Raw genomic sequence first — 13,820 nt, 5'->3', positions numbered from 1 at the left:
GAAGAGGTTTAATAATGACTTCAGTCCTACAGAAACAAGTAACTTTTGCAGAATTTATAGCTTGGTATCCAGAAAATTCTCATTGCCGCTATGAATTGCATGATGGAGTAATAGTTGAAATGACACCACCAGTCGGTCCACACGAAGAAATTGTAGGTTTCTTAGCAAGAAAATTAACTGTTGAGTTTGACCGACTAAACAAACCATATATTATACCAAAAACAGCCTTTGTCAAACCGGACTCAAATGAGTCAGCTTACTCCCCAGATATATTGTTGTTGAATCGTCCTAATTTAGTAAATGAACCTTTTTGGAAAAAAGAATCAACAGTCAGTCAAGCTGCATCAATCCCACTGGTTATTGAAGTTGTTAGTACTAACTGGCAAGATGACTATTATTTAAAACTTGGTAGATATGAATGGATGGGTATTCCAGAATATTGGATTGTTGATTACGCTGCACTAGGTGGAAGGAGATTTATAGGTAATCCTAAGCAACCTACTATTTCTGTTTACTCTTTGGTAGATAGTGAGTACCAAGTTATTCAATTTCGAGGGAATGACTGTATACAATCAACGATATTTCCAGAATTGAATTTAACAGCACAACAAATTTTTGATTCTGCCACACCGTTAATCTGAACTGAGAATAGGATTTTAGCAAATGGTTAAGCGAGTTGTAATTGTAGGTGCCGGTCCGAGTGGAGTTCTTCTAGCTCACTATCTGCTACGGCGCGATGACCACTATTATGTTGAAATCTATGAGCGTCGCAGTGACCCACAAACAGTTCCATTTTCCCAGTCTAGAACCTTTCCTCTCGTCCTCAATCAACGGGGAATGACGGTACTGAGCAAACTAGAAGGGATTCTCGCAGCCGTTAAAGCAGTAAGTTTAGAATGCACTGGCTCATTCAATCACCAAAAAAACGGCAAAACGCAGTTCCTTCCCAGGCAAAAATCCATTCTGATTCTGGATCGCGTGCGATTGGTGGTCACGCTGTTGAAAATGTTGACTAAACAGTATAATAGCAACCGTTTCAATATTCATTTTGATCATCAATGCAAGCAGGTTGATTTTGAAGCAAAAACAGTCACCTTTCAAAATACAGCAGTCAATTATACAGGAGAAGTTACTGTTGGTTATGACTTGTTAATTGGTGCAGATGGAGTGCGATCGCGAGTTAGAGAGCAGTTGAGATCGACTAACCAATTTGAGTTAGAAACAAAATACGTTCCCTCTGCTTACAAATCCATCTTTCTGCCTGCTCTTAATGCAACATCTCTGAAAGCAGGTTATGTCCATACTTGGAGAGGAAGCGATGGTACTTCAGTGATCTTGGTACACGATCTAGATGGCTTGATGAGTGGAACTGTTAACTTCCCTCGCGAAAACAACCCCATCGTCAATCTTTCGACAAAAGAGCAAGTATGGCAATTTTTTCGCGATCGTTTTCCAGAAGTTGCTCAGCTTTTACCAGAATCGGAAGTCGAAGCATTTCTCAATCGTCCCATCTCAACCATTTCGACTATTCGTTGTAATCGCTATCATCATGGTGACAGCGTTTTACTAATTGGCGATGCGGCTCATGCCACCTCTCCTTCTTTAGGTCAAGGCTGTAATGCTGCTTTTGAAGATGTAGCTTTCTTTGATGAGTTATTAAATGAATATTCTGATCATATTGCCTCTGCAATTGAGCAATTTACCCTACGTCGAAAGCCAGATGCTCATGCATTAGTCGAGCTAAGTGACTATGCCTTTCCGTTATCCGGTAAACTGATGTTTTTAGAGTTTTTCATCAGACTGCGCGCTGCTCAAATCATGCATCAACTATTTCCCAAATACTTTTCCCCTTCATTGTTCCAACTTGTCTGGTGAAACAACTGTTCCCTACTCAGAAATTTTGAATTCGCACTCATGTTGGATTTCTCGAGTAAAACAGGCAAATGAAAGGTTTTTAAAAAGACAACGATGAGCGGAACAGAGTCAGGGAACGAGAGAACGGGCAGGATGCCCGTACCACAAGAAATTTCCAACTTACCTGACAGAAAAAGCTTCACTGAATCTACGAGTAACTGGCTCAATAATGAAAGTCAAAATTGATTTTTTACGAGTGATAATTTCACCGTTAGCAGCCATACCGGGAGTAAATGCAACTTCTTTCCCCCGTACCATTACTGAATGTTTACTAAGTTTAATTCTGGTGGGGAAAACTAAGCCTAATTCTTTATCAACTACTGCATTGGGACTCACTTGCACCACCTCGCCATCAATAGTGCCAAATTCCTGGAAGGGAAAGGTTGCCATTTTCACTTTTGCTTTCATTCCTTCATGAATAAATCCGATATCTCGGTTGAGGACTTTCACTTCTAAAAGAAGTTGTTCCCCTTCTGGTAAAATAGACAGTAATTCTTCACCTGATTGTACTGGTCCTCTAGTTGCTTTGATACGGTAGATAGTTCCGGCAACTGGAGCTTTGACTGTTTCTGAATCTTTTTGCTTTCTCGCTTGCTCTAATTGACCAGCAACGGTGGTAAATTCTTCTTTACGCTTGTTGAACAGTGTTAAAATTTCACTTTGACGTTCTGATGCCACACGTTGCGCTTGATTTTTTGCTGCTTGATATGCTTGTTGTGCGGAGCGAATTTCTTGGACTTGGGCTGCGATATCTTTTTCTATAGATGTGACTTTATCCGTCGCCTCTGTCACTTTATTTTGAGCATTTGTTACTTCATCTTGTGCTCTAGTAATTTCTGTATTCGCACGATTTATTCTGTCTTGGGCGTCTAAGTAATCGAGTCGAGGAAAAGCACCACCACTAACTAAGGTTTTTAAGCTTTGTTCTCTTTGTTGCGCAATTTTTAGGCTGTTTCTAACTTTAACGCTGAGGGTTTGCGCATTGATGAGGTTAGTTTTAGCGTTAGCAAGGCTGGTTCTAGCATTGACTGAATTTTCTTGCAAGCGGGTGAGACGTACTTTGGCTTGGTCTATAATAGCAAGCTGACGATTTGCTTCGGCAACGGAAGCTGCAAGACGTGCTTTGTAGTCTTGCAAACGCGAATTTAACAGTTCATCTTGTAGTTTAGTACCTGCAATTGTCGATCCTTTACGTTCTGCTTCTAAACGCTCCAAGTCTTCTTTAATTAAATTGGCGCTTGTAGATAGACGGGCAACGTCAGCTTGTTGCAAGTCGGGATCGCGTTGAATTAAAACTTGATTTTTTGTGACACGATCGCCTTCAGCCACTTTCACTGCTAAAATTGTCCCATTCCCCAACGCTGTCACTGGCCTAACTTGTGTAGAAGCAATTAATTCTCCTGAGGAAATTGCCACTTCATCAATCTGGGAAAAGTGCGCCCATGCGATCGCCCCAACCACTACTACACTAATTGTACCAGCCAACAGTCTAGTATACAGCGGTGGTAACTCTTGTACCGCTTTACCCAATTCATATGAAAGTTGTTCGTCTGGCTTAGCAAAGCGCTCTTTTGTTTGACGCGCTTGAGCAGCATTTGCAGCTAAAGAATATCTCATATAATTTTAGATTTTAGTTTGGGAATTGTTAATTGCTAATTGTTAATTGTAAGATTGCTATTAACCATTAACCATTAACAATTAGCATTTTTTTATACTGCCAAATATTTACGCAGGAAACTTTCCAACGTCTCCAACTTAAATTGGAAAATTCTTTCTAAATTAGCAATCTCCTCTGGTGTACAGAAAAATTCATTTGCTAGTAAAGTTCGGAAAGTTCCCAAAGCTTTTTGTCCTTGGGGATTAAACAAACCTAATGCACCCCGTAAACCATCAACTACTAACAATGGTGAATTGATCACCACTGGCTCTGTGTTAAAAATTTTACCAAAAATTCGCGGAATATCCTCCCGTAGTAAAATCTCTGGTCCCCCCACTGGTAATATTTGATTACGAGCAGCTTCAAAACTCACAGAATCTACAATCATCCTTGCCAAATCATCTGTACTCACAATAGAGCTACGGTTTTTGGGATCACCAATCAGCAAATAAATGCCCGTTTCTCGAAACCTTTCTGCTAGTGGCAGCAAATTCGATGCTAATCCAGATGGGCGTAAAATAGTGTAGTCTAAACCACTAGCTTCCAAATATCGCTCCACCGCTCGTTTGGCTTTAAACACAGGCGCATCTTCATACCCCCGCTCTGCTCCTAAAACGGAAATAAATACAAAGTGCTGCACTCCAGAATCTTTTGCACAATCAATCAGTTCAATATTGGCGCGATAATCCAATTCTAAGGCATCGCCATCGGAACCGTGAGTACTAATGATATACTTTACGTCGCGACAAGCTTTGTGGATATCCTTTTCTTGCCGCAAATCACCAATGAATATCGACGCTCCACGATGTTCTAACTCGCTGTAGCGCGAAGTTAGGCGGACAAATGCACGCACTTGCATTTCCCGTTCTCGTAAGAGTCTTACCACTCTACGACCTATTCCACCTGTTGCTCCAGTCACTAAAAACATAAAGATTTTGAATTATTGCTAACTGCTAATAGCTAATGGTGAGACCAGTCCTGTTCGGCGAAGCCGTTGCCGAAGGCTAGGCGGGTTTCCCACGCCCAGGTAACTGGCGAACCCGTTCGCGCAGCGTCTCCGACAGGAGAAGGGCTAATTGTTCTGTTTGTCATTAGCTATTTACAGCCTAATCTAAAATCTAATATCTAAAATTCCACAATTACTGGTGTATGGTCGCTGGGTTGAGGCAATTTTCTCGGTTTAACATCAATGGTACAGCTGATTGCTCGGTCATACAAGTCGGGTGTGAGATAGTGATGGTCAATTCGCCAGCCCCTGTTACGATTAAAGGATGCAGCACGATAGTCCCACCAACTGTAATGTCCACCCTCACTAGTAAATTTGCGAAAAACATCGGCAAATCCTATTGCCATAATCTCCCGTAAAGCTTGGCGCTCTAGCTCTGATGACATGATGTGATTTTCAGTGCTTACATTGTCGTGAATATCCTGATCTTCTAAAGCAATATTAAAGTCGCCACACATGCAAATAGCAGGCGAGGAAACCAGTAGCGTTTGCAAATAATCCCGCAGTATTTTCAACCACTGGAGCTTATATTCGTATTTATCACTACCCACCGCTGCGCCGTTTGGTACGTAAAGATTAACTATCCTTATGCCATCGATTACACCCGTAATCACCCGCTTTTGCTCATCCCAGTTAGGCTCTATATTCGCCAAAATAGTAGTAAAACCAGTAGTTACATCAGCCAAAGGTTGACGGCTAAGCAAGGCAACACCATTGTAACTTTTTTGTCCTGATAAATACAAGTTATAGCCCAACTGCTCAAAAGCTGAGCGAGGAAAGTCGGCGTCTACAACTTTGGTTTCTTGTAGACAAAGCACATCAACAGGATTTTCCGTCAACCAATTGACAACGTGTTCTAAGCGAGTCCGAATCGAATTTACATTCCAAGTAGCAATTTTCATTTTGCAGGAGATAGGAGATAGGAGTCAGGAGACAGTTATCAAAAATACCACTAACTACCATCCACTAACCACTGTTTACTAACCCTTAAGAGACAGCAGTCAGCAATTGTAGAGACGCTCCGCCGGAGCGTCTTTACATAAGTGATGAAATTTTTATGTGATTACACTGATACAAAATTAGTCATTACTATTCAATCACAGATTTTATTTAAGTAAAAATATTGAATATTATGTTTACTATTGACATCAAAATATTATTTTTTTATACCTGAAAGAGAGAGTAAATTAATGTCTTTCAAGTCAAGGTGAAGGAGTAAGTTTGATGGCATCTACGAAAAAGTTAACAGTGGCGATCGCCACTGCGACATTGATTATTTTAGGATTAGGGGAAACAGTACAAGCTGCATTACTTGGAACAAGAAACTTCTCACTCACAGGCGGCATTAGTGGAATTGCTGAGAATTTGCAATTAACTACGAGAATATCACCAGGTAAATTTGACGAAAACGCTTTTTTACTTCCTGATGCCCCAACTCTATTTGAAGGTATAACTGTTACTCCTGCCTCTATTGGTAAGATATTCACTGCTACCACTGATACAGATCCAGACTTTAATAATTTTGTTGCTTATTTGACTGATAGACAACCAGATTTAATCGAGTTAGAAACTGTGAGAACAGCTTCTTCGGTAACACGTCAAGGAGCGAATGGCATCATATTTGGTACAAACCGTGAAAACCCTGATTTATTTAGTAATACGGTTGACAGTATCAGCATTCAAGTAAACTCATTTAATATTCTTGGAGTTAGGCAGTTAGGCAACGGCGACTTTTTTACAGACTATTCATATGATTTGACATTAAACGTATTTGGTCAGCCTGCCAATATCTCTGAGCCGATTACCGAACCCTCATTAGGATTAGGCACTTTAGTTTTAGGTGCTTTTGGTATCACTTTTCTACGCAAAGGTCAGAAAATTGATCCCTATGGGTAAATAGTTACTTAAGATACAGTTCTCTTTGATTGTTTTGATTCTCAGGATAGATGAAAAGTTGATGGGGCAGACAGTAACTTAATAATGTAAACGTTAAAAACTTAAGGCTCCTTGTCAAGTACGGTTAACCGAAATTGCGCTCTTCGGAGTAAATCAGGTTAAGTTAGACGAAGGGGTAAGTAGAAATGCTCTGCCCCGATCAGATCTCAGTCTTGACAGTAGGACTGTATAAGAAGCTGAACCAAAACATATGAAAATCGCTCAAGTAGCCCCCTTGTGGGAACGAGTTCCACCTCCAACATACGGAGGAATTGAACTGGTAGTGAGTCGTTTGACAGATGAACTAGTGCGTAGAGGACATGATGTCACTTTGTTCGCTTCTGGCGATTCGCAAACATTGGCAAGGTTAGAAGCAGTATACCCTCGTGCATTGCGCTTAGACCCAAAGGTTAAAGAGTACGCAGTGTACGAGATGCTAGAACTTAGCCAAGTTTATCAAATAGCCAAGGAATTCGACATAATTCACTCCCACGTAGGGATTTCGGCACTACCTTTAGCGAACTTGGTGTCAACTCCGACAGTGCATACTTTGCACGGTAAGTTTACAACGGATAACCAGCACGTATACAGCCATCACCAACAGCAACCATACGTAAGTATCAGTAACGCACAGCGTCAAATTGACCTGAATTACGTTGGTACTGTTTACAATGGCATTAACCCCGCCGATTATCCTTTTATCGCGCAACCTCAAGAGCCTCCATACTTGGCATTTTTAGGACGCTTTTCTCCAGAAAAAGGACCACAACATGCGATCGCCATTGCCAAACAAACAGGTTGGCGTTTGAAAATGGCAGGTAAGGTTGATGTTGTGGACGTTAAGTTTTTTGAACAAGAAATTGCACCCCATATTGATGGCAAGCAAATTGAATACTTAGGTGAAATCAATCACGCCGAGAAAGCAGAATTTTTAGGCAACGCCACTATTACTCTGTTCCCAATTACTTGGCAAGAACCTTTTGGGTTAGTCATGATAGAATCAATGGCGGCGGGTACACCAGTCATTGCCATTAATTTAGGTTCTGTACAGGAGGTAATTGCCCAAGGTGTGTCAGGTTTTGTCTGCTCTAGCTATGAAGAGATGGCGGCAGTGATTCCTCAAGCTTTGCAACTAAATCGTCATACATGCCGTGAATATGTAGAAAATAAGTTTAGCGTTACCCAGATGGTGAATGGGTATCAAGCAGTTTACGAAAAACTTATCCAACAACGGATTAGTCTGAATGGACATCTTCGTGCTGCCCAAATTCAGCTTTAATCATCAGCTTTTTTTAGTACAACCATAAAAACTTTTTTAGGAGGACAATAGTATGAGCATGACATCCAACAGTTGCCCCTGTTGCGGAGGCTCTCTCTTACGTCACGTCCGTCATGGTGACTTCTACTGGTTCTGTAAAACCTGCTGGCAAGAAGTCCCACTATTAACCGTCAGCCGTATGCCCAGCGTAGAGGGAAGAAAGACAGGAGCAGTACCTCAAGGAGCGGTGAAGTCTTAGGATTGTAGACTGGTTAATTTCCTGTAGGTTCCTGATAATCACAAAATTCTGTAGAGACGCGATATATCGCGTCTCTACTGTTCGATTTTAAAGAGATGAAACCACAGATAAACACAGATAAACACAGATTTTTATCGGTGTTCATCTATGGTTAAAAATCATAATTAACCGGGATTGTTGCCAGATGTCCAATAATTTAGATCCTCTGCATCTTGTATAATTACCATGTCCATCCCCAGGATACAAGAGCGTGCTAGCAGCATTACTTTACGGGAAAGAAGATTTACGCCTAGAAGAAGTTGCCGATCCTACTCCCGCAAAGGGTGAAGTGGTGATACAAGTGGGCGCAGCAACAACTTGCGGTACAGATTTGAAAGTTTGGCGTCGCGGCGGTCATGCTAAAATGTTACGCCCTCCTACCCTGTTTGGTCATGAGGCAGCAGGGCAAATTGTTGCTGTGGGAGAAGATGTTGAGGGTTGGCAAGTAGGCGATCGCGTGGTGGCTAATAATTCTGCTCCATGCATGAAATGCTTTTTTTGTCAACGGCAAGAATACTCTCTTTGCCCAAATTTGACCTGGAACAACGGCACTTTTGCTCAGTATCTGAAAGTTCCCGCACAGATTGTGCAGCATAATTTGTTGTCGATTCCTGCGGAGTTGCGTGACGAATTGGCGGCGATGACAGAACCGTTGGCGTGTGTTTTGCATGGAGTAGCCCGGTCTAATATTAAAGCAGGCGATCGCGTGGTAGTTTTGGGAGATGGTGCGATCGGACTGATGTTTGTCGCTTCGTTAGTTGAGGCTGGTGTAGAAGTATTTTTGTTTGGCGGTAATGAACCTCGGCTCAAAATTGGGGAAAAACTCGGTGCAGCAAAGACTTTTAATTACCATCAAGTAGAGATTCCTGCTGTTGTGAAAGAACTGACACAAGGATGGGGTGCAGATGTGGTGATAGAAGCAACAGGCGTGCCAAGTGTTTGGGAGATGGCGATCGCGATCGCCCGTCCTGGTGCTACAGTAAACTTATTTGGTGGTTGTCCCCGCGACACCACTATTACTGTAAATACAGAACAGCTACATTATAGTGAACTTACCCTCAAAGGCGTATTTCACAACACACCAGAATATGTCCGAGCAGCACTATCACTAATTGCGAGTAGGAAGATTCCCTTTGAATTACTCATCAGCGAACATCGTCAATTAAAAGATTTAGAACAAGTGTTCTGTGATATGAGAGATCGTAAAGTAATCAAAGTAGCAATGATGCCAACGTAGGGTGCCGTAACGCACCGCCTAACATAGATAGAATAGTTCTGAACAAGGAAAGACATGATAACAGGTCAAAAGTATGAAAGCAATAGAGGTTACAGGAACAGTTAATGAAAAAGGTGAATTACATTTAGAGCAACCATTATTTGTTGCTAAGTCTAGTCGTGTTCGCGTCATTCTCTTATTTCCTGAAACAGAAGAAATAGACGAACAAGAATGGCTTAAAGCAGCAGCTACTAATCCAGTTTTTGCTTTCCTCCACGATCCTGAGGAAGACATTTATACTTTAGAGGATGGGAAGCCACTTGATGAAGGGTAAAGTTGTTCTAGTAAGTTTTCCGTTTGATGATTTATCAGCTACTAAAGTACGTCCTACAGTTTGTCTGACTAATCCTATAGGATTAAATCTTCACATTATCTTGGCTTTAATCACCAGTCGGATTTCTACTGATTTGATTGAAACAGACATTATCTTAGATCATAACCATCCAGACTTTGCCAATAGTGGTCTGCATAAACCATCTACTATCAGATTGGATCACTTAATCACACTTCGTAAATCAATGGTTCAACGAGAATTAGGTACATTGTCATTGGAAACACAGGAGCAAATTGCTGAGAAGTTGTGCAACCTATTTACTCAATAAACCTTTCCTCGTCCCTCGTTCCCAGTCCCTCGTTCCCAGTTTCTAACTGGGAATGCCACTCAGGAGGCGGAGCCTCCCTTTTATATGGCAATTAAGATTCCAACGTAGGGTGCGCTATAGCTAAGCGCCGTAACGCACCACTAAGATGTTTGTGCCATCCTAGCTGTCATGCGAGATTTGATCGCTTCGATAATTTCTGGGGTTTGGGTTTTTTGCCACGCGGGACGTGCTGTTAAGCGATCGCACCAAGCACTCAGTTTGGGATATTCACCAAAAGAAACGCTTCCCCCTAGCAACCAAGGTACTATAGTACCAGCGACAGATTCGGCAAGAGTTATATTTTCACTGCCAAAGAAAGGGCGATGATCGAGTAAACTCTCAAAAAACTTCAGCACTGTTGAGACTTTCTGTTTGGATTGCTCAATCTTTTCTATATCTCCCCCTGGTAAACCTAAGAGCACCGGAGTTAATGGGATTGTGGCAGGCATTAATTCATTCACAGTTGCCTGTTGCACCATCCGCACAATTACCAAATCCTTCGCATCAGTAGGTAACATGGCGGGTGTAGGGTACTTTGCTTCTAAATAATCTAATATTGCCAAAGATTCCACTATGTTAAACCCGTCATCTACCAAAATAGGGATGTGGTGAAAAGGGCTAATCGCTAAAAACTCTGGTTTAAACTGTTCTCCATCGAGATATTTGACTTCCACCAATTCAAACGAGAGTCCTTTTTCCATTAAGGTAATCCAGACACGACGAGAATTTGGTGAAATTGGGTTGTGATAAAGCTTTAGCATAAGTACATTTCAATCACTTGTTCACCATTACGAATTGCTGACTCACCAGTTTTGCCGTGAGTACAGGGCATGTTTGATTGTAACGGATTTGCTCACCCCACAATCTGATAACTCAGATTTTGTAATAACTGATGCTGATTACATTTTGATGGATAGATAAAATAACTAAATAATTTGACTCTTGTGAGTGCCTTTCTTGGTGTCTGACACTGGGGTTGTCGCCGCAATACACCGTCAGGGTTACACTCCTATCAATAAAATTTCAAGTAATGTTGCACCAAAAAGTTGACCAAGATTTATCAGACAGGAAAAACTGGGCACTAAGGCGTCAGTTGGGAATTCCCAATAACAAACGTTTGTGGGTATTGGCTTGCATGGATGAGCGTTTATCAGTGGAGAAAGCCTTGGGAATAGGAGTTGGAGATGCTCATATTTTCCGTAATGCAGGAGGGGTAGTGACAGATGACGCGATTCGATCTGCCATGTTAACAACGCAGTTTTTTGGAACTAAAGAAATTATCGTCATCAATCATACTGAATGCGGCATGATGACTGCTTCTGGAGATTTTATCAGTCATTTCTTAGAAAAAAAAGGAATTAATTTAGACCAGACATCCATTGATCCTGCCCTACCTGAATTAAAGCTATCGTCGGGTGTTTTTTCTAAATGGATTAAAACATTTGTTGATGTAGATGAAACTTGCGTGAAACAGGTAGAGTTGCTGCGAAATTCTCCCTTGATTCCTGATGATGTAGTAATTCATGGCTACATCTGGGAAGTGGAGACGATGAGGTTACGCTCTCCTTATGAGCGTCTGAGTGAGAAAGTAAACACGGCTGAAGCAATGAGTGGCAAAGGTTTATAAGTAAATCGGCGCTTAAATTTATCAGTATTTAAGCACCGTTATTTGTACCAAGCTGAGTTCTTTGTTCTACATTAGACCAAACCGAGTCCCATTGAAATAGCCAACGTGTTAAAATGCGCTTCACAAGTAAGTTACTCCCCGCTGGATATTTTTATGAGCAAGCCTAATTTCGCAACAATCACCCGCTCAGAGTTTCGGCAATATATCCTTGAACACAGAGAGGACGACGAAGCTGTATCAATTTACGTAGAAAGATTCCGAGATCCAAATGCTAAAGTATACCCCCCGAACAAAGGGTTAAATGACCCGGACTTAGCAACGGCACTCCGCGAACGTTTAGAGCAGCGGCGCAATCAAGCTTGAATGGTCAGGTACAGCCACTGTATTGTGATTTCTTTGCTTAAATTTGGAAAAAAGTTGACAGATAATTCCTATACGTGTTATCGTTATTGGTAATTGAATATGAATAGCTCAATTTTGCCCAAAAAAATTTTTGATCGCTCCGCTCCGCTTCGCTCTCCAAAAGAAAAAAATAAAGGGTAAAAGGACAAAAGTGTCAAGGGTACAAAGTCCTCGCAACGGCAACCACAACCCGAAACCCGAGGTCGTCGTTCCTGAGGCCGGCGCGTCGTAGTCGCGATACGCCGAACGGCAATTCCTCGGATTGTCGTACCAAGAACCGCCGCGCAATAATCGAGAATTATTATCATTTAGCAAGATCCAAGCATTACCATTTATTGGCGAACCTTCATAACTATAATGCCAATTATCAGCGCACCACTCCCAAACATTGCCATGCATGTCATATAAACCAAACGCATTGGGAGTAAAAACCCCGACGGGCGTGGTTTTTTGTCTATACTCTCCTTTTTGTTCATCAGCAAAGGTTTCGCTAGCACGATAATTTGCCAACTCACCTGTAATCGTCTGACCAAAGTGAAAGGGTGTTTTTGTTCCAGCACGACAGGCATATTCCCACTCCGCTTCGCTGGGGAGTCGATAATCTTTGCCTGTACTTCTAGATAGTCTAGCACAAAATTCTGCCGCTTCATCCCAATAAATATTTTCTACAGGACGATTATCACCTTTGAAACGAGATGGGTTGGGATCGAGGTCGAGATTAACTTTGGGTAATGCGGCTACTGCTCTCCATTGTACCTGAGTGATGGGGTACTTGCCCATGAAGAAGGGTTGAACGGTTACTTGGTGTTGTGGGCGTTCGTGTTTACTACTACCTTTCTCATTTCGTGGAGCGCCCATAGTAAAAGTGCCACCAGGTATGGCAACCATTTCTAGGGTAATACCATTTCCTAAGTCTTCACTAAAGTATCTCGCTTGTTTAGGTTCTCTTTTGATAATTTCGCCGCGACGGTTAACGGTGACAACTTCAAACTCAAAAGTCAGCGGTGGAGGATTATCTACTGGCGGAATCTCAAAACTGACTCCCCCAACTTCTATTTGTTTGCCTGGGTTGCCCAACTGGTTAAATTCTTCTGCGGCGGCTTCATCTTCCCCTCTTGCTTTAGCATCCCAACCACGGGCTAATACTAACAAGGGTTGAAAACCTGAGTTAATTAATGGGTCAATATCAGCATAGCTTTCTACTAACGAGGTTAACCGCACCCACTCCGAAGGATTTTTTTGTGCCAGTGCAGTTTTCAGTGCTGCGGCAATATCATGAACTGCTTGTTCAGGTTTGATGTAAGCTAATGCTGTCCAATGGGGAGCTGCACCCAAGTCTTGGTCAATGCGATAATTGGTTTTTAATTGCTGCCGAATATAAGCGACGGTAAAATCAGATAAGTCGTATAATCGCTGCTCATCAAAGTAGTTTTTGAGGGTGAGGGTGAGAAGTAATTCGTTGCGTACTTCTGATTCGAGTTCGTAAAGTTCGTAGCCTACTGGAGCGCATAGGGAAAGTAAGATATCAGCAACGGCTATCCAGGGAGCTTGAGGTTGGAAGTTCTCTCGCAGGCAGTACAAAAGTTCTGGAGTGAGTGCCAAAGGGAAGGCGGCGTGACATGCTAAATTAACGTGTGCCTCACCAAAGCGTTTGGCAAAGGCGACGAGACGTGGATGGGTAAATTGCTGACTGATTTGGGACATAAACTTTAGCATTTGAGAAACCGCATGGGAGACTCGTAAAATAGGATAAATCGCTATTAAACGGTATAAAACAGAATTGTGGACTGAGTGAGGAGTGGTATA

General features: G+C 41.9%; 15 protein-coding genes and 1 pseudogene. 10 read left to right on the top strand and 6 right to left on the bottom strand.

All coding sequences use genetic code 11. The features are described 5' to 3' along the window. Window positions 1-14 precede the first annotated feature (14 nt). Together ICL16_RS12820 and ICL16_RS12815 are read left to right on the top strand one after the other, a co-directional pair. Window positions 15-641 (top strand): Uma2 family endonuclease, encoded by a 627-nt coding sequence (locus ICL16_RS12820; RefSeq protein WP_190828109.1) that lies wholly within the window; start codon window positions 15-17, stop codon window positions 639-641. A 22-nt stretch (window positions 642-663) separates the two neighbouring features. Then, on the top strand, window positions 664-1,875 hold the full coding sequence (locus tag ICL16_RS12815) for an FAD-dependent oxidoreductase (RefSeq protein WP_238360752.1): 1,212 nt from the start codon (window positions 664-666) through the stop codon (window positions 1,873-1,875). Window positions 1,876-2,034: 159 nt separating this feature from the next. Here ICL16_RS12815 and ICL16_RS12810 read toward each other — a convergent pair whose 3' ends face one another. The 3 genes from ICL16_RS12810 to xth all read right to left on the bottom strand — a co-directional run bounded on the left by ICL16_RS12810 (window position 2,035) and on the right by xth (window position 5,479). Continuing rightward, window positions 2,035-3,531, bottom strand: coding sequence for a beta-barrel domain-containing protein (locus tag ICL16_RS12810; RefSeq protein ID WP_190828107.1), 1,497 nt, complete (start codon window positions 3,529-3,531; stop codon window positions 2,035-2,037). Between the two features lie 92 nt (window positions 3,532-3,623). Continuing rightward, window positions 3,624-4,499, bottom strand: a complete 876-nt coding sequence (locus tag ICL16_RS12805; protein ID WP_190828105.1) for an SDR family oxidoreductase — start codon at window positions 4,497-4,499, stop codon at window positions 3,624-3,626. Window positions 4,500-4,696: 197 nt separating this feature from the next. Beyond that, the gene (xth, locus tag ICL16_RS12800; RefSeq protein WP_190828103.1) at window positions 4,697-5,479 is read right to left on the bottom strand and encodes an exodeoxyribonuclease III; all 783 of its coding nucleotides are present in this window, start codon (window positions 5,477-5,479) and stop codon (window positions 4,697-4,699) included. 322 nt (window positions 5,480-5,801) lie between these two features. Here xth and ICL16_RS12795 point away from each other — a divergent pair, with 322 nt between their 5' ends. The 6 genes from ICL16_RS12795 to ICL16_RS12770 all read left to right on the top strand — a co-directional run bounded on the left by ICL16_RS12795 (window position 5,802) and on the right by ICL16_RS12770 (window position 9,946). After that, window positions 5,802-6,473, top strand: coding sequence for a hypothetical protein (locus ICL16_RS12795; RefSeq protein WP_190828101.1), 672 nt, complete (start codon window positions 5,802-5,804; stop codon window positions 6,471-6,473). A 250-nt stretch (window positions 6,474-6,723) separates the two neighbouring features. Continuing rightward, window positions 6,724-7,791, top strand: coding sequence for a glycosyltransferase family 4 protein (locus ICL16_RS12790; RefSeq protein WP_190828098.1), 1,068 nt, complete (start codon window positions 6,724-6,726; stop codon window positions 7,789-7,791). Window positions 7,792-7,843: 52 nt separating this feature from the next. After that, entirely contained in the window at window positions 7,844-8,029 is a 186-nt protein-coding gene (locus ICL16_RS12785; protein WP_190828096.1) for a hypothetical protein, read from the top strand. Between the two features lie 250 nt (window positions 8,030-8,279). Beyond that, on the top strand, window positions 8,280-9,305 hold the full coding sequence (locus ICL16_RS12780) for an alcohol dehydrogenase catalytic domain-containing protein (protein WP_190828094.1): 1,026 nt from the start codon (window positions 8,280-8,282) through the stop codon (window positions 9,303-9,305). A 73-nt stretch (window positions 9,306-9,378) separates the two neighbouring features. After that, window positions 9,379-9,618: a hypothetical protein gene (locus tag ICL16_RS12775; RefSeq protein ID WP_190828086.1), complete on the top strand. Its 240-nt coding sequence runs from the start codon at window positions 9,379-9,381 to the stop codon at window positions 9,616-9,618. Next, window positions 9,608-9,946 carry a type II toxin-antitoxin system PemK/MazF family toxin gene (locus ICL16_RS12770; protein WP_190828084.1) on the top strand — a complete coding sequence of 113 codons (339 nt, stop codon included), beginning with the start codon at window positions 9,608-9,610 and terminating at the stop codon, window positions 9,944-9,946. The genes ICL16_RS12775 and ICL16_RS12770 overlap by 11 nt, the downstream gene beginning before the upstream one ends. 140 nt (window positions 9,947-10,086) lie before the next feature. On the opposite strand, the gene ICL16_RS12765 is transcribed toward ICL16_RS12770, so the two are convergent. Further along, window positions 10,087-10,746 (bottom strand): glutathione S-transferase family protein, encoded by a 660-nt coding sequence (locus ICL16_RS12765; protein ID WP_190828082.1) that lies wholly within the window; start codon window positions 10,744-10,746, stop codon window positions 10,087-10,089. After that, a pseudogene (locus ICL16_RS47220) lies at window positions 10,746-10,817 on the bottom strand (type II toxin-antitoxin system HicB family antitoxin); the annotation flags it as partial. The gene ICL16_RS12765 and the pseudogene ICL16_RS47220, both read right to left, overlap by 1 nt. A 198-nt stretch (window positions 10,818-11,015) precedes the next feature. Here ICL16_RS47220 and ICL16_RS12760 point away from each other — a divergent pair. Continuing rightward, a complete protein-coding gene (locus ICL16_RS12760) occupies window positions 11,016-11,612 on the top strand; it encodes a beta-class carbonic anhydrase (RefSeq protein WP_190828080.1) in 597 nt (198 codons plus the stop codon). A gap of 153 nt (window positions 11,613-11,765) precedes the next feature. Continuing rightward, window positions 11,766-11,975: a DUF6887 family protein gene (locus ICL16_RS12755; protein WP_190828078.1), complete on the top strand. Its 210-nt coding sequence runs from the start codon at window positions 11,766-11,768 to the stop codon at window positions 11,973-11,975. A gap of 108 nt (window positions 11,976-12,083) precedes the next feature. Here the strand turns inward: ICL16_RS12755 and ICL16_RS12750 are convergent. Beyond that, window positions 12,084-13,820: formylglycine-generating enzyme family protein (locus ICL16_RS12750; RefSeq protein ID WP_337906994.1), on the bottom strand; the 1,737-nt coding region annotated here is incomplete at its 5' end.

It is taken from the genome of Iningainema tapete BLCC-T55 (genome assembly GCF_014698965.1).
In the GTDB taxonomy this organism is placed as follows: Bacteria; Cyanobacteriota; Cyanobacteriia; order Cyanobacteriales; family Nostocaceae; genus Iningainema; species Iningainema tapete.
This window is presented reverse-complemented; position numbering and strand designations above follow the sequence as displayed.